Below are 20,301 nucleotides of genomic sequence, written 5' to 3' on the forward strand. Positions count from 1 at the left end.
TGACAACGGCCTGCGAGTCGATCAGACCGGTTTGACCTCGGCTTGCTCCGCCTCGATGGACGGTTGCCGCTCCACGAGGGGAATAGTCAAGCGGAAGCTCGCTCCCCCTCCCCGCCGATTTTCGGCCCAAATGCGTCCGCCGTGCGCTTCGACGATACCGCGACAAATCGTCAGCCCCAATCCCACACCACCGTCGCGCGCGGTCTGGCCTCGATAGAACTTGTCGAAGATGCATGTTTCTTCCCCGGCCGGAAGGCCGGGGCCCCGATCGGCCACCTCCATCATGATTTCACGGCCGCTCGCCGACGCGAACACCTCGATTGTGCTTCCCGAAGGCGAGTATTTCGCGGCGTTCTCCAGCAGATTGATCAAGACCTGCTCAAACAGGACGCCGTCGACCAGGACAAGAGGCAGATCGGCGGGACATACCGTGGCCACGACGTGGTCGTGCAATCGACCTTCCAGCCGCGCCAGCGCCGCGCCCACGATTTCGTCCGCCGGATGCCATTCTTTGCTCAGCCGCACGGCCCCCGCCTCGAGGCGCATCATGTCGAGCAGGTTCTTGAGCAGGCGGTCCAGACGGTCGGCCTCTCGATGGATCGACCGGGCGAGTTCGAGGCGGGCCGACGAGTCCAGCCGCCCGTGCTCCTCGATCAGAACGCTGGCGGCGCCCGTGATGGTGGCGAGCGGAGTCCGCAGGTCGTGCGAGACCGAACTCAGGATCGCGTTCCGCATGCGCTCGGTTTCCGCCTGCATGTGAGCCTGGTGTGCCTCCTCGGAGAGGCGCGTCCGCTCGAGGGCCAAGGCAATGTGATTCACGAGAGACTCGAGTAAGTGTACCGGTTCGGAATTCAGCAAGGAGCCGGCGTCCTTCGGCCGCACGGCCACGACTCCGATCGGCCCGGTTGAGGCGACCAAGGGAAGATACAATGCCTTCGCTCCGGGCAGCGTATCGGTTCCGATCCCGGCGCGCTCGTTGTGATCGAACACCCATTGAGCGACGCCGGATTCCTTCGGATCGAACTCGAAATACAATGACTCGCCGAGCTGAATCCTGACTCGCTTGTCCGCATCGGCCAAAAAGACCGCCACTTGACTGTCGAATACGTCGCGCAGATGACGGACTGCGAGCCGTGTCAGCACCGGCGTCCCTCTGTGAGTCGCGAGATCCCGGCTCATTGCATACAGCACGGCCGTTCGCTGCTCCCTCTCCCTTGCCAGATCGGCCTGCTGCCGAATCCTGACGGCGAGACCGCTGATGACGAGCGCGACGATCAGCATCACCCCGAAGGTCAGCGCGTATTCGATATCCGACACGGCGAAGGAGAAGTACGGCGGGACGAAGAAGACGTCGAACGCTGCCACGCTCAGAAACGACGCGAGCACGGAGGGACCGCGCCCATAGCGTATGGCCACGACGACCACCGCAATGAGATACATCATGATGAGATTGGCGGACCCGAAATACGGAAACATCGCCCACGCGATCGCGGTCGCGATCAGGACTCCCAGAACCGCGTATCCGTATACCGGGAGACCACTCGTCCTCCGGAACGTTCTCCGGACGAGGGGCTCACCTTCGCCGACGTCCCCCGTCATCACGTGGACATCGATGTCCCCGCTCTGATGGATGAGGTCCGATACGACCGAACCGAAAATCCATTCCTTCCACCACGTCCGGACCGGCTTACCCACGATGATCTTGGTCACGTTTCGGCGGTGCGCGAAATTCAGCAGCTCCCGCGCCACATGCTCGCCTGTCAAGGTCGCCGTTTCGGCGCCGAGCCGCTCGGCCAGTCGCATGGTGTGTGACAGCCGTTCCCGATCCTGTTGCGGCAGGCCGATATGACGGGGAACCTGTACGTATACGGCGATCCATTTCGCATGCAGTCCCGCAGCCATCTGACGCGCGGCTCTCACCAGCCGCGGCCCCCGGGGCTTCATGTTGACGCACACCATGATGGTGTCCGCCGCGGGCCAGGTCCGGATCACCGCGTGGTCGCGTCGGTAGACCTCCATCTGCTGGTCGACGCGCTCGGCGGTGCGTCGCAGCGCGAGCTCACGGAGCGCAATCAGATTTCCTTTCGTGAAGAAATTCTGAACGGCATGCTTGATCTGGTCTGAAACATAGACTTTTCCGTCCTTGAGGCGCTGCAAAACATCATCGGGCGGAAGGTCGATGAGTTCGACGTCGTCGGCCCGTTCCAAGATGGAATCCGGCACCGTCTCGCGCACGCGCACTCCGGTGATCCGCGCCACCACATCGTTCAAGCTTTCCAGGTGCTGCACGTTCACCGTCGTGTAGACGCTGATGCCGGCCTTCAGAAGTTCCAGGGCATCCTGCCAGCGTTTCTCGTGGCGAAGTCCGGGCGCGTTGGTGTGGGCCAGTTCATCGATGAGAATGATGACAGGACGCCGCGCCAAGGCTCCGTCGAGGTCGAACTCGTGAAGCAGGGCGCCGCGATACTCGACCTCGCGGCGCGGCAGGACCTCCAGACCGCTTACCAGGGCCTCGGTATCCGGCCTTCCGTGGGTTTCCACGACCCCGATGACGACGTCCTCGCCGTCCCGCCGTTGTTCGTGAGCTGTTTCCAGCATGGCATAGGTCTTTCCCACGCCGGGATTGGCTCCGAAGAAGATTTTCAGTTTACCTTCCGACCGTTTGGATTCTTCGGCTCGAACGCGAGCGAGGAGCACGTCGGGATTCGGGCGTTCCTGATTCATGAGAGAGGCCCTCGTCGCGGGCTGTCGAACGGATTGGACTGAAGCATGTAAATTTTATGGGAGGGCGATCGGGCCGTCAATGAGAGGACGGGACGGTCTGGTTCGCATGATGGCAGGCCGTTCATACGAGGCGATCAGCGGATCTGATCGATCGCCATGTTCAGCTTCAAGACGTTGACCCGCCGCTCTCCCAGCAATCCGAACTGGCGCTCTTCCGTGTACCGGCTTACCAGGGCGTTCACGGTCTCCTCCCCTAGGCCTCGCACACGCGCCACCCGCCGAACCTGATAGCGTGCCGCGGCCGGACTGATATGGGGGTCGAGTCCGCTCCCGGACGCCGTAACCAAGTCGACTGGAATGGGTGCGTCGTTGCCCGGGTCCGCGGCTCGTAGGGCATCGACGCGTGTTTTCACCGTTTCGATCAGAACAGGATTGGTCGGACCGAGATTCGACCCGCTCGATGCCGCGGCATTGTACGGAAACGGCAAGGTGGCCGACGGGCGGCTCCAAAAATATTCCGGTTTGTGAAACGGCTGCCCGATCAATTCCGATCCGATGACGCGACCGTGACGAACGATGAGGCTGCCGTTGGCCTGCCCCGGGAATGCCAGTTGGGCCAATCCCGTGACCGCCGCCGGATAGACCAAGCCCGTAAGGACCGTCATGATGAATAACAGCGTGAGCGCAGGCCGTATGTGCACGCGCATCACGACTCCTAGGTGAGATGCAATGAGACGAGGAGCCAATCGATCAATTTGATTCCGACGAACGGCACGATGACGCCGCCCAGGCCGTAGATGAAGAGATGCCGCCGCAATAGAGAATCGGCCCCCATCGCACGGTACTCCACGCCACGCAGCGCGAGAGGAATCAGCGCGACGATGATGAGGGCGTTGAAGATGACCGCCGAAAGGACGGCACTGCGTGGGGTGGCCAGATGCATGATGTTCAACGTGCCCAGAGCCGGATAGGTCGTCGCAAAAGCGGCGGGAATAATCGCAAAATACTTGGCCACGTCGTTGGCGATGCTGAAGGTGGTCAGCGCGCCGCGCGTCATCAAGAGTTGTTTGCCGATCTCCACGATCTCGATCAGCTTCGTGGGATTGCTGTCGAGGTCCACCAGGTTGCCGGCCTCCTTGGCCGCTTGCGTGCCCGTGTTCATCGCCATCGCGACGTCGGCCTGCGCCAACGCCGGCGCATCGTTCGTTCCGTCGCCGGCCATGGCGACGAGGCGTCCATCGGCTTGGAGATCGCGGATAAGCTTCAGTTTGGCTTCGGGCGTGGCTTGCGCCAGAAAATCGTCGACCCCGGCCTCCGCCGCCACCGCGGCGGCGGTCTGAGGGTTGTCTCCCGTGATCATCACGGTCTTGATACCCATGCGTCGCAGCTCGCCGAAGCGCTCACGAATGCCGCCCTTCACCACGTCCTGAAGGGCGATGACCCCCAGAACCCTGCCGCTCTCCGCCACCACGAGCGGCGTCCCTCCACGCCTGGCGATGGTCTCCACGTGCGTCCGCACGAACGGGGAAAATCGGCCTCCACGCTCTGCGACATAGGCCTCCATGGCCTCAGCCGATCCTTTGCGGATCTCGCGTCCATGGACATCCACACCGCTCATGCGCGTCTGTGCGGTGAAGGGAATGAATACGGCGCCCAATTCATGGATGTCGCGGGCGCGCAATCCGTGCTTGTCCTTGGCCAGCACGACGATGCTGCGGCCCTCCGGTGTTTCATCCGCAAGGGACGAGAGCTGACACGCATCGGCCAAGGCGTGGTCGCTCACGCCTTCCGCCGGCACGAAGGCAATCGCTTGACGATTGCCCAACGTGATGGTGCCGGTCTTATCGAGGAGCAGCACGTCGACGTCCCCCGCCGCCTCCACCGCTCTGCCGGACAGGGCGATGACGTTTGCCTGCACCATCCGATCCATCCCGGCAATCCCGATCGCCGAGAGCAGCGCGCCGATGGTGGTCGGAATCAGGCAGACCAACAAGGCCACGAGCACCGTGACCGTCACCGGTGTTCCCTGTCCCGCCGCCGCCACGCCATAGAGCGAGAAGGGAAGAAGGGTGACCGTCGCCAACAGGAAGATAATGGTCAGTGCGGCAAGGAGGATATTGAGGGCGATTTCATTCGGCGTTTTCTGACGAGCGGCTCCCTCGACCATGGCGATCATCCGGTCGAGAAAGCTTTCACCCGGACTCGTCGTGATCCGGACTATGAGCCAATCGGACAGTACCTTCGTGCCTCCAGTGACGGCGCATCGATCACCCCCGCTTTCTCTGATCACGGGGGCGCTCTCGCCCGTAATGGCGCTTTCGTCCACCGATGCCACGCCCTCGACGACGTCACCGTCCAGCGGAATGTACTCTCCCGCCTCCACAAGTACGACGTCGTCTTTGTTCAGGTGATCGGCCCGAACCTGGCTGACGTCATCGCCACGCCGAAATTGCCCTTCCCATGCGGAATGAGCGCCATATCTGGCGTCGACGGTTCCCAGTTTCTTCGCCGTCATCTCAAGGCGGGACCGTCGCAGGGAATCGGCCTGGGCCTTGCCCCGTCCTTCCGCCATGGCTTCCGCAAAATTCGCGAAGAACACGGTGAGCCAGAGCCAGATCGTCACCGACGCAACGAACCACGCCGGCGCTTCACCCGTGCCTATCAGCGCTTGGACGGACAGCGCGGTCGTCAGAAGACTGCAGACCCAGACGACACACATGACGGGATTCTTCATCTGACGACGGGGATGCAGTTTGTTGATCGCGTCGCGCAGTGCCTGACGGGCGATCTGCACATCGACCAGGGATCGGGCTGGATGGTGATTGACCGTTATCGGCATGAGGTAGGTCCTCGTTTATCGACCGTGCATTACCAAATCTTCGACCAGAGGGCCCAAGGCCAGAGCCGGAAGAAACGTCAACGCCCCGATCATGATGACCACACAGATCAACAGGAGAACAAATAGAGGCGTGTGAGTGGGCAAGGTGCCGGGGCCGGCCGGTATCGGTTTCTTCCCGGCCAGGGCGCCGGCCAGCGCGAGCGTCGGGATCGCAAGCCAGAACCGCGAGACAAGCATCGCGAAGCCGCCGGCGAGGTTATAGAACGGTGTATTGGCGTTCAGACCGGCGAATGCACTCCCGTTGTTATTGCCCTGAGACGCAAACGCATACAGGATTTCACTGAATCCGTGAATACCGGGATTCAATATCGAAGACGTCCCGGCCGTGGTGCTGACTGCGACCGCCGTACATCCCAGCACGATCAACGGCATGATCAAGATCAGCATCGACGCCATTTTCATTTCGTAGGGCTCGATTTTCTTGCCGAGATACTCCGGCGTCCGCCCCACCATCAGGCCGGCGACGAACACCGAGACGACGGCCAACACGATCATGCCGTACAACCCGGATCCCACCCCGCCGAAGACCACTTCACCGAACTGCATGAGGAGCAGCGGGCCGAAGCCGCCCAGCGGCGTATAGGAATCCAACATCGAGTTCACCGATCCGTTTGAGGCGGCAGTGGTGGCCGTCGACCACAAAACCGAACCGGCGATGCCGAACCGCAGTTCCTTGCCCTCCATGTTGCCGCCGGATTGACCATCGGATACCTGCTGATCCACGCCCGCGCTTGCCAGCAGGGGATGGCCTCTCTGTTCGGCCCACAGGCCGAGTGGGATGAAACAGCACAGGAGAATCGTCATGGCGGCGAGCATGGCCCATCCCTGACGGCTGTCTCCGGCCATGACGCCGAAGGTGTAACAGAGGGCGGCGGGGATGAGGAGTATCGCCAAGAGCTCCAAGCCGTTGGACCAGGGCGTGGGATTTTCAAACGGATGCGCGCTATTGACGTTGAAGAACCCGCCGCCGTTCGTGCCGAGTTGCTTGATGGCGATTTGTGAAGCCGCAGGACCCACAGCAAGAATTTGCTCGGTTGCCGTCGCAGCTTCCGTCTTGGATTTCCCACTTTCATCGAGCACCGGCCGGACGCTGGAATCCATGACCGGTTTGTCATAGTCAATCGGCTGTACCAGCGCCACAGGCTGGTAGGCATGGAACGTTTGGACCACGCCCTGCGAGACCAGAAGCAGGGACAACACGAGTGCGAGGGGAAGAAGAATGTACAGCGTGCCTCGAGTCACATCGACCCAAAAGTTGCCGATCGTCGAGGAACTGCGGCCGGTCAACCCACGGATCAGGGCCACCAGAACGGCCATACCGGTCGCCGCGGACAGGAAGTTTTGAGCCGTCGGCCCCAGCATCTGTGTCAGATAGCTCAATGTCGTCTCTCCCCCGTAGGCCTGCCAGTTGGTGTTGGTGACAAAACTGGCCGCCGTGTTGAAAGCCAACTCCGGAGAGACGGCTCCGAGGCCGGCCGGGTTCAGCGGCAAGACGTGCTGCAGCCGTTGTAGTCCGTACAGAAACAGGACACCGGCGGCATTGAAGAGCAACATGGCGATGCCGTAGGTCTTCCAATCCATTTCCTCGGCGTGACGAATGCCGCATAGCCGATATAAGGCCCGTTCAGCGGGGCCAAGCAGCCGGTCCAGACCGCAAGGCTTCACCTGATACACTCGCGCCATGTACCAGCCCAGCGGTTTGACCAGCCCCAGCAGCACGATGAGAAGGACCAGGGTTTGGACGAACGCATTGAGCGTCATCAGAACTTCTCCGGCTTGAGCAACGCAACCAGGAGGTAGATGAGCGCGGCCGTGGAAAGGATGGCGCCGATCCAGTACATCAGGGCCATGAGTACCTCACTGCAGCCGGTCCAACGCCCGGACGAGCCAGACCGAGAGGATAAAAAACCCGACCGTCAAACCGAGCAAGAGCACGTCCATCCATGACCTCATTCATCTCACGCGCCAACGCTATCAACGACCGCGTAAAAACGGTGTCAAAATTTCGGCTCGACGCGTCGTGAACGAGTAAAAAAGACGCCGGATTCCGGCGATTCGTGCGTGTCTGAGGCGAGAAGGTCGGAAGGTGAAGAACCGTGCGTCAGGGTTTCGGTTCGTCGAGGACGCACCACATGCGGCGGGTGCCGGACTTCTGGTCGGTCACGGGCTCACCGCTGAAGAAACTGACCTGCCAGGCGACGATGTCGTCCTTGGGATCCGGCGTCGCCGTCCAGTAGATCTCGGACTTGATGTTTGAAAAGGGATGGCCCGGCGGCAGCGCCGGATCGTGCTGCGACTGGTCGATCAGGCTTTTCAGCTCGTCGACGGACGGAGCGCGCCACGTGTGCCGCCCTCCTACTTCCTTCGCCTTGCAGCGCTCGATCGACCGGCTCCAGACGTCATGTTCCCGATCCGGATCCTGCTCCCAAATCAGGCCGGTGCTGGCATCTTTGACGGCGGCACCCTCCAGCACGAGCGTGAACCGAGCCGCGCTCTGTTCCGCAAGACTTCCAGGCGACCAGAGCACCACTGCACACCCCGCTCCCGCCAGTATGGATGCGATGTGAACGCGTACTCGCTTGTTCATGGCGTCCCTTTCTGCCGTGACGATTCGATGGTGTCCCTGTGAGGACTCCGCAGTCTGCCGGAGACGGCTTGTCTTTTCAATGGCGCCTCGGGCATGCTACGAGCCGATTCGCGAGAGCCGTCACCCGCACGATCCCGGCGATCGCCGTAGCCCCCGACAATCAACGGAGGAATCGAATATGAGCGAAGCGGAAGAGCACCGTCGACGAATTGACGTATTGGCCATCGGGTTGTTCGGCCTTGCTGTCGGAGCCTTGACGTTGGGCGTGGCCCAGGTGGGCGGTATCCCCGAATCGAACCAAGTCGGAACGCTCGTGATCGCACTGATCTTCGGCGGGGTCGTTCAGATTTTGGCGGGGATTACGGACATCCGGTATCACGAGCAACTCGGAGGCACCGCGCTGACCATGTACGGATTTTTTTGGCTTACGGTCTGCTCGGCCAAACTGGTCAGCGAAAGCACGTCCTTCCACCTCGACATGGTCCTGTATGCGCCGATCAATTTCGTGTACGCCGCCTTCTCCGCCGTGATGGTCTATCTCACGGCCTATCGCAACGCCACGCTCTGCATGCTGCACTTCGTCATCACCATCACGTTCTCCTCGACGGTCCTCGTCCAGCTCGGCCTGCTGACCGAGACGCCTCCCGGTCTGCTCCATATCATCGTGGGACTGATGGCCTTCTATCATGCGGTGGCCAGTCTGACGCAGGCCTTTACGGGCCGTCAGCTGGTGCCGCTGGGACCCGCGTTACTGCATCAAAGAGGGGCCCTTCCGATTTGACGGACGGGAGCCGGCGCTAGCCGGGCGGCGCCGGCTCATTCCTCGACATCCGACATCTCCGAAAATGACGGAGCAGCAATGCACCGCTCCAGAGGAGCGCCGCCAGCATCATGAGAATTCCCGCGTTGTTGACCAGATGCGCGAGACGATGATCGTATTCAAGCCAGCCGAGCATGCCCAAGATGTTCTCCCAATCATGCCCGTCGGTGTCCCGTCCGGTCACGCCTCCCAATAGCACGAGATCCAACGACCGCGCGTCATCGATGTACGGCGCGATATCGAGGAGGTTTTCCCCGGTCCACCACAGCGCCACCGCAGCCCCGAACGGGTCGTGTGTCTTCATGAGGAAGGTTCCGAGACAGATTACGGGCATCAGCACTTGGCCGAGCGTGCCTCCAAGGAACATCATGAACCGTCCGAACGGCATGAACAGAAGATGGCCCGCTTCATGGAACGGCAGATTCACCAGGTGCAGGAAGGACTCGCCTGCTGCGTTCGATCCCCACGGTGCCGCCATGAACAACCAACTCCATCTGAGGAGGACCAGCCAGACCACGGTGCGCCAGATGAACGCCAGGCGGCCTTCATCCTGGTCCGTCTCGAGCAGCCACTTATAGGCCCGGGCGACGAGGTCTTCCCCCGGACGACCCTGTGAAGTCCTTTGCCCTCCCCGAGGAGAGGCCGTGCTCAAACGGGACGCGGCCAATACTTTCCCGCATGTGCGGCACACGGGGCTGAAGGCCTTCTGCACGGCGGCACAGACGGAACAACGGACCGATGAGGCGGTGGACGATTTCACCTCCTCACCTTACGAAGGACCGCCTGATCGGGCAAGCAATTGTCCGATTTATCCGGCTGCCGTACGGCCGACGTTCTTTAATGAAAGGAAAAGGGAATCGGCGCGAAGGTGACGACGAAGACCAGCAGGGTCAGCCATCCCACGATCATTCTGGCCGTGCCGAGCGGCACGTTCGGATTCCGGACCGGAGGATGTCCAAGACCCCACAGACCGGCCATGAACGCCCATACGAACCAGCCGGGCCATCCGACGAATCCGAGGACGATCAATACCGGCACAATGGCAAACGCCATCGTGCGCTGCCGCGGGCCCCACAACGCATAGGCGACATGTCCGCCGTCGAGCTGCCCGATGGGAATAAGATTCAAGGACGTCACGAAGAGACCGAACCAGGCGGCAAAGGCCACGGGATGCAGGACGACATCCGCCTCAGGCGGGAGCGAGCCGATCACGACCCAGGAGAGAAACTGCAGCAGGAGCGGCTCTCCCAACTGCAGTCCGAACGTGGCGTTCCGGTCCACGACCTGGGAGAAGCCGAGTCCTATAATCAGCGCAATCACCGCGACGACGAAACCGGCAAGAGGTCCCGCGACGCCGATATCGAACAGCGCCCGGCGATTGAGGATCGGTCCGCGCATGCGGATGATGGCGCCGAACGTTCCGATAAAATGCGGCGGGCCAGGGATGAAGAGGGGCAGCGAGGCGGGAACGCGATGAATTTTCGACAACACATAGTGCCCGAGCTCGTGAGTGACGAGGATGAACAACAGCGTCCCCGCAAACGGCACTCCTTTCCAGAGCCCGGCCGGATGGGTCAGGAGAAAATCGACCGGACCTCCCACCATTCCGCTGTAGGCCTGGTACGCGCCGGCCCACAATGTCGTGAAGATCGTGAGGCAGAGCAGCAGCAGAGGAAGGATCCACTGGGAGAAGACTGACGGTTCGTCGGCGGCATCGAGGTCCGGCTCGTCGGTCGGCGCAACGGGGCCTGCTCCACGTCGGGAGTCCTCGCGGTCCGTGAAGGGAATCGACTGATGGCCGTCGACAGGTTCCATGCCGCACTTCTTCAACCGAGGGAGGCGAAGGGGTTATGCTCCCGCTCTTCGGCCACGGTCGTCCCCGGACCATGTCCCGGCAGCAGGCGGACATCGCCCGGAAGCGTCAGGAGACGGCGGCGGACCGAATCGAGATGGGTCTCGTACAGGGTGAAGGGATTCGAGCGCCCGATCGAACCGGCAAAGAGTGTGTCACCGACGAAACAGGTCGGCTGCTCCTGATCATCCGCCTGGTAGCAGATCCCGCCGGCGGTGTGACCCGGCGTGGCGAGACATCGGACCGTTCTGGCTCCCACTCTGACGACCAAGCCGTCATGGGGCGACGTGAGAAGTCCGGCCCGCGGCCGCCAATCCAGGAGGCTGCGGTCGTCATTTCCGAGATACACGGGCACCTCGCGATGAGCCAGCAACTCCTCGATTCCCCTGGCATGGTCGGAATGGCCGTGGGTCAAGCAGATGCCGACCAGGCGTAAACGGCGCTCGTTGAGTGCCGAGATCATGGCCGGTGCGTTGTAGCCCGTATCGACGATCAGGGCCTCACCATCGTCATGGAGCAGGTAGCCTTGCACGCCGTATCCCCCGACTGATCCGTAGACGGTTTCGACCCACGGGAGCTTCTGCCGGTCGGCCGGCCGCCAGTTCTCGATCGCCATGCCGACGAGCGGATCGGGCTTGAGGGCCAGAACTCCGGCCAATGCCCGAACCGTTCGGCGATCCGGCGGCTTGTGTCCCCGTTCGAGTCCGGTGACGTCCGCCTCGCTCAACCCGGATGCGACCGCGACCTCGCGAACCGAAAGACCAAGCCCTCCGCGGGCCTTCTTCAGGATGTCGCTCAGATCGTCTTCCAGCGGCATGAGGTATCCGGTGCATCTTGCCGTCGGCACGCCCGCCTGCTAGACGAGCGTGCCGAGGATGCGGCGGTAGTCCTCTTCGGGAAAGGCTTTCAGCGTCGTCGAGCGGACGTTTCCCGACGAGCCGAGCTTCAGCGCAAACGCGGCCTGTTTGTCGTTGTTCGGCATGTCGAGGATGAGCACCAGATCATATTGTCCCAACGTCATGTAAAAGGATCTGACCTCGCCGCCCAACTCCTTTGCCAGTTTCTTCACGGCATCCAGCCGCTTCGGCGAATCTTTCACGTTCTTGATCCCCTGATCCGTCCAGCTGAGCAGCATGACATAGGTCACCATTGCGACCTCCTCGGCAGCCTTAACTTTCCGGCTCAAGCCTGATTTCCTTGACATCCCCGAATCCGGACAACATCTTCGGCAGCGCGCCGCCCGGTCCGACGGCCACGATCGTCAGCCGGTCAGGATGAAGATGTTTCCGCGCCGCCGCCAGCAGTTCTTCCCGCTTGAGCGCGACGACGCGGGCGCGCAACTGCTGCAGAAAATCCTTCGGTAATCCGTCGTATTCCAGCTCGATCAATCGATTGACGACGGCGGCGGAATTTGGAAACGAAAAGACGAACGAGTTGACGTACGCTTCCTTCGCTTCGGCCAGCTCCTCCTCCGACACCACGTCGGTGCGGATGCGCTCGAGATTGGCCACGAACCGGGTGATCACCTCCTGGGTCGACGGCAGCTTGGTTTCAGCCCGCATCAGCCAGATGCCCTGATCGTGCACCCCCGCGGTGAGACGGCTCCCGACCGAATAGGCCAACCCCCGCTTGGTCCGGACGTCGTTGAACAGGCGGCTCCGGAACGAACTTCCGCCGAGAATATCGTTGGCCAAGGCCAAGGCCGCATAGTCCGGATCGGTCTCCTTGATGGACAGATGGCCGACTCGAAGATGCGTCTGCGAGGTTTCCTTGCCGACGAACCGGATCGCGGGCGCCGAGCCCGTTGACTCCCTGGCATCGGGAATTTTCAAATCCGGCACGTCTCCCTTTTTCCAGTCGCCAAAGGTCGCCCGCAGCATCGCCAGCATATCGTCCCTGCGGAAGTCGCCGGTCACGCCCAGGATCATGCCGTTCGGATAGACGGTCTTTCCGTGAAAGGCCACGAGGTCGGCGCGCGTGATCCGGCGGATGGACTCGACCGTGCTCTCCCTGGCGCTCGGATGGTCGGAACCGTAGAGCTGTTTGAGGAATTCACGGCTGACAATCGACCCGGGATTGTCCTGTCGCCGCCGGATGCCTTCGATCGCTTGAAGCTTGGCGAGTTCCAGTCGCGCCGGTTCGAAGGAAGGAGACCGGATCAGCCCCGCGAAGATGTCGAGGCCGCGCTTGAAATCCTTGTTCAAGACGTCGAGGGAGGCGGAACCGGAGAGCCGTCCGATGGCAATACCCACGTCGCCGGCGAACTGCTCGAGTTCCTGATCCACCTGTTCGGCCGAACGCGTGCCGCCGCCGCCGGTGCGCATGACCGTGCCCGTAAGCGCGGCCAGCCCCACTTTCTCCCCCGGATCGAGCCACGCCCCGGTGCGCAGCGTCGCAGAGAGGGTGATCAACGGCAATTCATGGTCCTCGAGAAGATAGACCACCATCCCGTTCTCGAACACCACCCGGTCCGGATCGGGCGGGGTGAATTCGACCGGATCGAACTTCATCACCCTCGGATCGGCGGTCGGCGCATCGCCGCCCGCGGCGACGATCAGCGGAAGCAGGAATGCGACCGCGGCCGCTCCCAATGCGCATCCGGCCCACCGCATGGTCGATCGCACGCCATTCACACGCGTCATCGAGTCACCTCACTGGCCGACACCGCGGCCGCTTGTTTGACCGCGACTGTCTTGACCAGCGTCGCCACGGTTCGATTCGATTTGGTGAAATATTCGGAGGCCACGCGTTGAATGTCCGCCGGCATGACCGCCGCGATCTTGTCCCGTGCGTTGAGCATGTATCGCCAGTCCCCCGCCACCGTCTGATACAGGGCGAGTTGGGAAGCAAGCCCGCTGTTGGAGCGCAAGGCGCGGACCATGTCCGCGTCAAGATTGTTGAGCACCTTCTCCAATTCCGTCGTGGTCACCGGCTCGCGCTTGAGCCGCTCCAATTCGGCCAGGATTGCGGCCTCGACCTCCGCCGCCGTGTGGGGGGCCAGCGGAGTCGCCTGCAGCACGAACAGATTGGGCGCGCGCACGCCCGGATAATTGGCGTCCGAATTGACCGCTGAGGCCAGTCTGCCGCCCAGGACCAGTTTGGTGTACAGGCGCGATGTCAGTCCGTCCGTCAGGATTTCATCGATCACGTCGAACACGTAATCATCTGGATGCCCCAGAGCCGGTTTGTGAAAGCCGATGGCCAAGGAAGGCTCCGCGTCGAACTCCACTTCCACCCGGCGCTCGCCTCGCTGCGGCGGCTCGACCGTCACGATCTGCGGCGGCGGCGGTGCAGCGGGAATCTTCCCGAACGTCCGTTCGATCAAGGCGATCACGTCCTTCGGATTGATGTCGCCCACGATGCCGATCGTGGCGCGGCCGGGACCGTAATAGGTCTTGAAAAACTCTTCCGTGGTAGCCGGCGTCAAGGACAGAATGTCCGATTCCCATCCGATCGTCGGAACCCCGTAGGGGTGGGCGCGGAAGGCGGCCGAGGTAAAGGTTTCAAAGAGCAGCCCGCTCGGGCTGTCGTCGTTGCGCAGGCGCCGTTCTTCCATGACCACGCCCCGCTCCTTGTAAAATTCACGGAGGACGGGGTTGGCCATGCGATCGGCCTCGATTGCCGCCCACAGTGGCAAGCGATTGGAGGGCAGATTGATCATGTACCGGGTCAGGTCCTTCCCGGTCGCCGCGTTCAATCCCACCCCGCCGTGCCGCTGGTAGAGCAGCGCCATTTCGTTGCCGGACACGTACTGGGCGGCCTGGTCCTGCAGATCCTTCACGCGCTGCTGCAAGGCCGCGATGGCGGCGAGTTCGTCCGGTCCGGCCGGGCGCTCTTGTGATCGCCGGGCCGCTTCGCGCTGCCGCTGCTCGAGCTCCGTGCCGGCGCGCGACAACTCATCGAGGATCGGCTTTTCTTTGGCGTAGTCCTTGGTCCCGATCGTCCTGGTCCCCTTGAAGGCCATGTGCTCGTATAAATGTGCGAGTCCGGTCTGTCCGACCTGTTCGTTGACCCCGCCGACCGAGAACGTCATGTTGATCGAGACGATGGGCGTCTGGTGGCGCTCGACCATGAGCACCGTCAAACCGTTGGCCAACTTATGCTCGATGACCCGCTCGGCCAATCCGGAAGAGGCCGCAGCAACGGGACCAGGCTGCCCGAGGGCAAGCACCATCGCCGCCGCCAGGCAGGCGTGCTTCGCCCCCGAGATCCATCGTTTCACGTCATATCTTTCATGCCCCACCTGCACCGTTTCTCCGTTCATTCGAAAATCTCCATGAGTTCCTCCGGTCGTTCAATGAACCAGTCGGGACGGCAGGCGGTCATGCGCTCCCGGTTTCCCATACCGTAGCCGACCGCGCAGACCCGGATTCCGGCATTATGGCCGCCGTTGATGTCGTTGGTGCTGTCCCCCACCAACACGGTCCGCTCCGGCGACGCGTTCAGGCGCTCCATGATGTGCCGCAGCATCCCCGGCTCAGGCTTGAGGCCGAATCCGTTGTCGCCGCCGACGACGAATTGGAAGTGTTGAGCGCCCAGGCCCTGTAGAATGACGTTGGTGAATTCGATGGACTTGTTGGTGGCCACCGCCTTGCTGGTACGCCCGAAATGTTGCAACATCCGCTCGATGCCCGGATAGAAACGCGTGCGATCGAGGCAATGCGCCAAGTAATGCCCCCGAAAGACCCGCAGGGCTTCGTCGAATCGGTCCGGGTTGTCGTCTCCCACCGCCTGTCTGAGCAACTTCTTCACCCCGTCCCCGACGAAACCGAAAATCTCCTCGAGCGGGCGCTGCGGCAATCCCAGTTCGGCCAGCGTCAAGTTCACGGACGCGGCGATGTCCCATTTCGATTCGATCAGCGTACCGTCCAGATCGAATATCAGCAAGTCGACCGGCGTCTTTCCCATTACTTCACCTTCCGCAATTCATCCTCCAACCCGGCGAGCCGATCCCGCTTGTCCTGCTCGCCTTCCTTGACCCACGCCTCGCGCACCAGGTTGAGCATTCGCTTTTGACCGACGTGCGGAGGCAGCACCGGCTCGATGATCCTCCAGCGATTCTTGACCGATTTGACCCGCACGCGGACTTCCTCCGTACCGGCCTCGGGGACGAATCCGGCGGTTTCAAGATAGACGGATCCGATGATTTGAAACGCCACCGGCACCACCACTTCCAGGCGATCGACGATGTCCCACTGAGTGTAGTGCTCCGCGACGGTGAAGCCGCGGATGACCACGATGCGCCCCCAGGTCGGCTCGTCCCGCCAATCGATAAACGGGGCGATCGCTTCGAACGACAAGGAATCCAGACGCGCGCCCTTTTGGTCGAGCTGGAAATATTTTTTCACGATCTCGGCGGGCGAATGATCCAGACCGCCGGTTTGTCCGGCCGCCGACCCGTGAAACACCATCAGCCCCAGGAGACTCAGAAGCGCCAGCACCGGGCGGACGGACGTCCGTCTCATGGGACCTCGTGCAGCTTCATGAGATTCGTGCCTCCCGGCTGCCCGATCCGCGTGCCCGACAGGATGACGATCCGTTCACCCGGCTTCACGATCCCCTCAGCCTTCAAGCGTCGCTCCGCCTCGTGGACGCGTTCGTCCGTTTGCGCGATCTGGTGCATGCAATGCGGCGTCACGCCCCAATAGAGCGCCATCCGCTGGCGAATGGGTTCGAACGGCGTAAACGCAATGATCGGCGCGACGGGCCGCTGTTTGGAAATCAATCGCGCCGTCGAGCCCAACTCGCTGAATGCCACGATCGCGCTGGCCGTGATGGCCGAGGCGGCCGTCGACGCCGCGGTACAGATGGCCTCCGAACAGGACCGGGCGTCGCCGTCCGCGTCACGCCTGCGCGAGGCCGATGCCGCGATCCCCTCCTCCGCGGCCCGGACGATCCGGTCCATGACCCGAACCGTTTCGACCGGATAGCGGCCGATGGCCGTTTCCGCCGACAGCATCACGGCGTCAGTGCCGTCGAACACCGCGTTGGCGACGTCGGACGCTTCCGCCCTGGTCGGGCTGGCGCGCTGGGTCATGGATTCCAACATCTGGGTTGCCGTAATGACCAGCCGGCGGCGGTGGTTGGCTTCCACGATAATGCGCTTCTGCAGAACAGGTACGGCTTCGGCTCCCATTTCGACGCCCAAGTCGCCGCGCGCGATCATGACGCCGTCAGCGGCGTCCAGGATGGCGGGCAACGCATTTACGGCCTCGACGCGTTCGATCTTGGCGATAATCGGCACATCCCGCCCGCAGGCTGCCACCAGCTGCTTCGCGGCTGCAATATCCTCCGGTCCACGGACGAACGACAGCGCCACATAATCCACGCCCGCCGCGACTCCGAACCGGATGTCCTCGCGGTCCTTGTCCGTCAGCGTGGGCGCGCTGACGTTCGTTCCGGGCAGGTTGATGCCCTTGTGCGAGGTGATGCGGCCGCCGGTGACGACCAGACACTCGACCGCGCCGCCGGCGATTCGCGTCACGGTCAACTCGATCAGGCCGTCGTCGATGAGAATGCGGCCCCCCGGCCTCACGTCGCGAGCCAGGTGTGGATAGCTCACGGGAATGTCGATCTGTCCACCGGCCGGCGCTCCGGACGCGGCAGCCAGCTGGCCCCCGGACCGGGCCAGGGCCGTCTGCAATCGGACCGATTGCCCGGGCGCCACGTCCAGGCCCTTCTCGCCGACCTCGTCCACCCTGATGCGCGGCCCTTGAACGTCTTGAATGATGGCGACCGCAGCCTGCCGGCTGGCGGCGGCTTCTCGAATGGAGCGGATGGCTCGGCGATGCGAGTCGTGCGTGCCGTGGGAGAAATTCAGGCGCGCCGCGTCCATCCCCTGTTCGATGAGGCGGCTCAGGACGTCCAACGACTCACTGGCCGGGCCGATCGTGCAGACGATCTTCGCTTTTCTCATGCCATGCTCTTCGTGCTTGACAAGACAGGAACCATCACCCAATCATTGCAGGCGGAAAAACACCGTTCTTCTTGCGTGGCGACGGGTCATTCTAACAAACGAGAATTCCCGCCGCAAAGATTCTTCGAGCCCGACGCGTGTTGCGGGAGGTCCCATGGAACATCCATCGCGGCGACTTGATTTCGTGACGATCGACGGACTGTTGGCGTACGGGGAATGCCTGGCGCGACGACAGCCGAGCGACGATCTGCTCCTTCCCGCCCTACCGGCCACGACCGCCGACCGACGTCGAGCAGCCGAAGCCGCCGTGGAGGCCGTTCGTACGTTCGTTCACCGTGCCAAAACGGGATTCGAAGACGCCGCCGCTTATCGGGCGGCGCGCACGACGCTCTTCGCGGACCACTGCGCGGGCGATCCGCTGGTATTCTTTGCCGCCTGGAACACATGCCTGGCGTCCGGAGAGCTTCAACCGCTGTTGCACATCCCGATCAAGACGGTGTCGAAACCCACGCACCGCCGGCCGGTGGCCATCGTGCCCCGCGCCGACCTCACGCCCCAGCTGGCCGAAGGCCGGATCGTCCTGGACCTCGGCGACGATCGATTCTGGCTGTTACCCCGCGACCTCACGGGCCGGACCCTGCTGTTCACGATGCGGCACGGCGTCTCCCGGGTCGAGAGCAAGACCCACCGGGTCGGACGCCGCTTGATGAACCGCCTTGATCCGGAACGGGGGTTTCCTCGTGCCGATTCGGTCGGAGCCGCCTTGGCCCGCATGGTCGGCGTGGTCGCCCAGCAACTCGATTTCCTCCACCTGTCCAACTATCTCAATCCGCGCGCCTTCCTGCATTTCATCAGCCGCAGTCCCAATACCGAACAACTCCTCCACCGCGTGGTCGCGGCCCTCGTCCCGGACAGCGAATCGAGACCGAAGCCGGCGCTCGAACCGGCGCTGGAGTCATCGGACTTCGGGTGGGTCACGGGGATGGAGAAAACGCTGGAGGCCGAGGAAGCGGCCAGGGCGTTCGGCGTCGACGTGAAGAGTGCGAAAGCGCTGCTCAAGGATCCCCTGTATTGCTACCCGGGCGGCAACTCCTTCTTCGACCTGTACGTGGACGTCATCGACGGTCTCCACGGCGTCGGGCGTGCGAACCCGGGCAAGGTGGCCTGTTTGTACACGCACAGCTCGACGCTCCGCGCGCTGATGATCTACCTGGACGCGCGACCCTTTCATGAAGCCTTTACGGAGTTCAGCGATTATAAGGAGAGCCAGGACAACGTGGTGCTCCTGACCTTCGAACAGGGACGGTTGTCGGGCTACTCCACGGCCGTGGGCCTTTCCGAACGGGAACGGATCGCGCGGGAGGCGTGGCAGACGGTGGAGCGGGAACGCCGGGATCGCGTCGCCCTTAAACCGCGGCAGGTCAAACGGCTCGTGGCCCTGGTGTCCGGAGGAGACTTCGCGGGAGCCGGGGCCGCGCTGAAGGAATTGCGCGTCACCGGCAACCGGTTCGGCCTCGATGTGCGTTTCGTCCGTCACGGCTTTCTCGGTCTCGCGAACAACTGGATCGAACCGGTCACCGAACACCACACGCGGGGGATGAGCAGCCTGGCCAGCAGCCCCATCGGCAGCAGCCGGTTTGAAGACTTCAAAGACGAGCGGGTCCAGCAGGCCGCGATGAAACATCTCGCCCCGTACCTCAACGACAGCGTCGTCGTTGTGCTGGGAGGCGACGGCAGCCTGCGCGGCGCGCGAGCCATCTACGAAAACTTCGGCGTCCAGGTGATCGGGCTTCCGGGCACCATCGACAACAACATCGACGGCACCACCTCGCTCGGCTTTCATTCGGCCGTGGCGCTCGCCAATCAGTCGATCGAATCGCTCAAGGCCACGAGTTCGGCGATGGGCAGCATTTTTTTCGTCGAAGTCATGGGCGCCGGATCGGGACACTTGGCCCTGGCGTGCGCCTATCAAGCGCGGGCGGAAGGCCTCTTGGTGAACGAGCATCCCGATCCGGACGCCTATATCGACGAGATCATCCTCGGGACGCTGAAACGCACGTTGGGTGTTCCCAACAAGAGCCATTTGTTCGTGGTGGCCGAGCGCACGCCACACCGTCATCATCGGGAAGGAGGCGTGCACGGCCTGGTCGACCACGTCGCCGAAACGATCGCACAGTGGCCGCAGCGTCAAGTGAAAGCCGATCAGTATCCGCTGACGTTGGCCACCAAAGCCACCATTCTCGGCCATACCCTGAGAGGCGCGCCGCCCACGCCGGAGGACAAGACCATCGCCCAACACCTGGCGTACGAAACGGTCCGGCGGGTGGTGGAAGCGCCTGAAACGATCGTGGGCTGCATGGTCGCCTATCGTGATCAGGGAACCATCGCGACCATCCCGCTCCACGCCGTAGCGGCCAAACCTTTCAATTGGGCGCTTTTCGCCCGGATGCACGGAAGCGAAGCGGGAGATTGACCGGCCGGCGTCCGCTTCGTTGACCTCGAT

17 protein-coding genes are annotated in these 20,301 nt (G+C 62.6%); 2 read left to right on the forward strand and 15 right to left on the reverse strand.

All coding sequences use genetic code 11. From position 1 onward, the window contains the following. Positions 1-21: 21 nt before the first annotated feature. From NSJP_RS04050 to NSJP_RS04075, 6 genes are all read right to left on the reverse strand, one after another. The gene (locus NSJP_RS04050) at positions 22-2,724 is read right to left on the reverse strand and encodes a sensor histidine kinase (protein WP_080885652.1); all 2,703 of its coding nucleotides are present in this window, start codon (positions 2,722-2,724) and stop codon (positions 22-24) included. 134 nt (positions 2,725-2,858) lie between these two features. After that, positions 2,859-3,431, reverse strand: a complete 573-nt coding sequence (kdpC, locus tag NSJP_RS04055) for a potassium-transporting ATPase subunit KdpC (RefSeq protein ID WP_080885653.1) — start codon at positions 3,429-3,431, stop codon at positions 2,859-2,861. Between the two features lie 8 nt (positions 3,432-3,439). Beyond that, on the reverse strand, positions 3,440-5,563 hold the full coding sequence (kdpB, locus tag NSJP_RS04060) for a potassium-transporting ATPase subunit KdpB (protein ID WP_080885654.1): 2,124 nt from the start codon (positions 5,561-5,563) through the stop codon (positions 3,440-3,442). 15 nt (positions 5,564-5,578) lie between these two features. Beyond that, complete coding sequence (kdpA, locus tag NSJP_RS04065; protein ID WP_080885655.1) at positions 5,579-7,384, reverse strand: potassium-transporting ATPase subunit KdpA; 1,806 nt, start codon at positions 7,382-7,384, stop codon at positions 5,579-5,581. Next, positions 7,384-7,473 carry a K(+)-transporting ATPase subunit F gene (gene kdpF, locus NSJP_RS04070; protein WP_080885656.1) on the reverse strand — a complete coding sequence of 30 codons (90 nt, stop codon included), beginning with the start codon at positions 7,471-7,473 and terminating at the stop codon, positions 7,384-7,386. Before kdpF ends, kdpA begins: the two co-directional genes overlap by 1 nt. A 251-nt stretch (positions 7,474-7,724) precedes the next feature. Further along, complete coding sequence (locus NSJP_RS04075; protein WP_080885657.1) at positions 7,725-8,210, reverse strand: Lcl C-terminal domain-containing protein; 486 nt, start codon at positions 8,208-8,210, stop codon at positions 7,725-7,727. A gap of 178 nt (positions 8,211-8,388) precedes the next feature. Here NSJP_RS04075 and NSJP_RS04080 point away from each other — a divergent pair, with 178 nt between their 5' ends. Beyond that, on the forward strand, positions 8,389-8,991 hold the full coding sequence (locus tag NSJP_RS04080) for an acetate uptake transporter (RefSeq protein ID WP_172834145.1): 603 nt from the start codon (positions 8,389-8,391) through the stop codon (positions 8,989-8,991). 16 nt (positions 8,992-9,007) lie between these two features. On the opposite strand, the gene NSJP_RS04085 is transcribed toward NSJP_RS04080, so the two are convergent. The 9 genes from NSJP_RS04085 to pyk form a co-directional block, all read right to left on the reverse strand. Further along, entirely contained in the window at positions 9,008-9,790 is a 783-nt protein-coding gene (locus NSJP_RS04085) for a hypothetical protein (protein WP_080885659.1), read from the reverse strand. A gap of 77 nt (positions 9,791-9,867) precedes the next feature. Further along, positions 9,868-10,845 carry a site-2 protease family protein gene (locus NSJP_RS04090; RefSeq protein WP_080885660.1) on the reverse strand — a complete coding sequence of 326 codons (978 nt, stop codon included), beginning with the start codon at positions 10,843-10,845 and terminating at the stop codon, positions 9,868-9,870. Between the two features lie 11 nt (positions 10,846-10,856). Beyond that, positions 10,857-11,729 carry an MBL fold metallo-hydrolase gene (locus NSJP_RS04095; protein WP_172834146.1) on the reverse strand — a complete coding sequence of 291 codons (873 nt, stop codon included), beginning with the start codon at positions 11,727-11,729 and terminating at the stop codon, positions 10,857-10,859. 9 nt (positions 11,730-11,738) lie between these two features. Next, the gene (locus NSJP_RS04100) at positions 11,739-12,032 is read right to left on the reverse strand and encodes a GYD domain-containing protein (protein WP_080885662.1); all 294 of its coding nucleotides are present in this window, start codon (positions 12,030-12,032) and stop codon (positions 11,739-11,741) included. Between the two features lie 19 nt (positions 12,033-12,051). After that, entirely contained in the window at positions 12,052-13,524 is a 1,473-nt protein-coding gene (locus NSJP_RS04105) for a M16 family metallopeptidase (RefSeq protein ID WP_080885663.1), read from the reverse strand. Next, positions 13,521-15,104 (reverse strand): M16 family metallopeptidase, encoded by a 1,584-nt coding sequence (locus NSJP_RS04110; RefSeq protein ID WP_231989488.1) that lies wholly within the window; start codon positions 15,102-15,104, stop codon positions 13,521-13,523. Before NSJP_RS04110 ends, NSJP_RS04105 begins: the two co-directional genes overlap by 4 nt. Before the next feature lie 38 nt (positions 15,105-15,142). After that, positions 15,143-15,790, reverse strand: coding sequence for an HAD family hydrolase (locus tag NSJP_RS04115; protein WP_080885664.1), 648 nt, complete (start codon positions 15,788-15,790; stop codon positions 15,143-15,145). Beyond that, complete coding sequence (locus NSJP_RS04120; protein WP_080885665.1) at positions 15,790-16,347, reverse strand: hypothetical protein; 558 nt, start codon at positions 16,345-16,347, stop codon at positions 15,790-15,792. Before NSJP_RS04120 ends, NSJP_RS04115 begins: the two co-directional genes overlap by 1 nt. Next, positions 16,344-17,798 (reverse strand): pyruvate kinase, encoded by a 1,455-nt coding sequence (gene pyk / locus NSJP_RS04125; RefSeq protein WP_080885666.1) that lies wholly within the window; start codon positions 17,796-17,798, stop codon positions 16,344-16,346. The genes NSJP_RS04120 and pyk overlap by 4 nt, the downstream gene beginning before the upstream one ends. 154 nt (positions 17,799-17,952) lie before the next feature. Here pyk and NSJP_RS04130 point away from each other — a divergent pair, with 154 nt between their 5' ends. Further along, on the forward strand, positions 17,953-20,271 hold the full coding sequence (locus NSJP_RS04130; RefSeq protein ID WP_172834147.1) for a 6-phosphofructokinase: 2,319 nt from the start codon (positions 17,953-17,955) through the stop codon (positions 20,269-20,271). The last annotated feature ends 30 nt before the right edge of the window (positions 20,272-20,301 follow it).

It is taken from the genome of Nitrospira japonica (assembly GCF_900169565.1).
In the GTDB taxonomy this organism is placed as follows: domain Bacteria; phylum Nitrospirota; class Nitrospiria; order Nitrospirales; family Nitrospiraceae; genus Nitrospira_C; species Nitrospira_C japonica_A.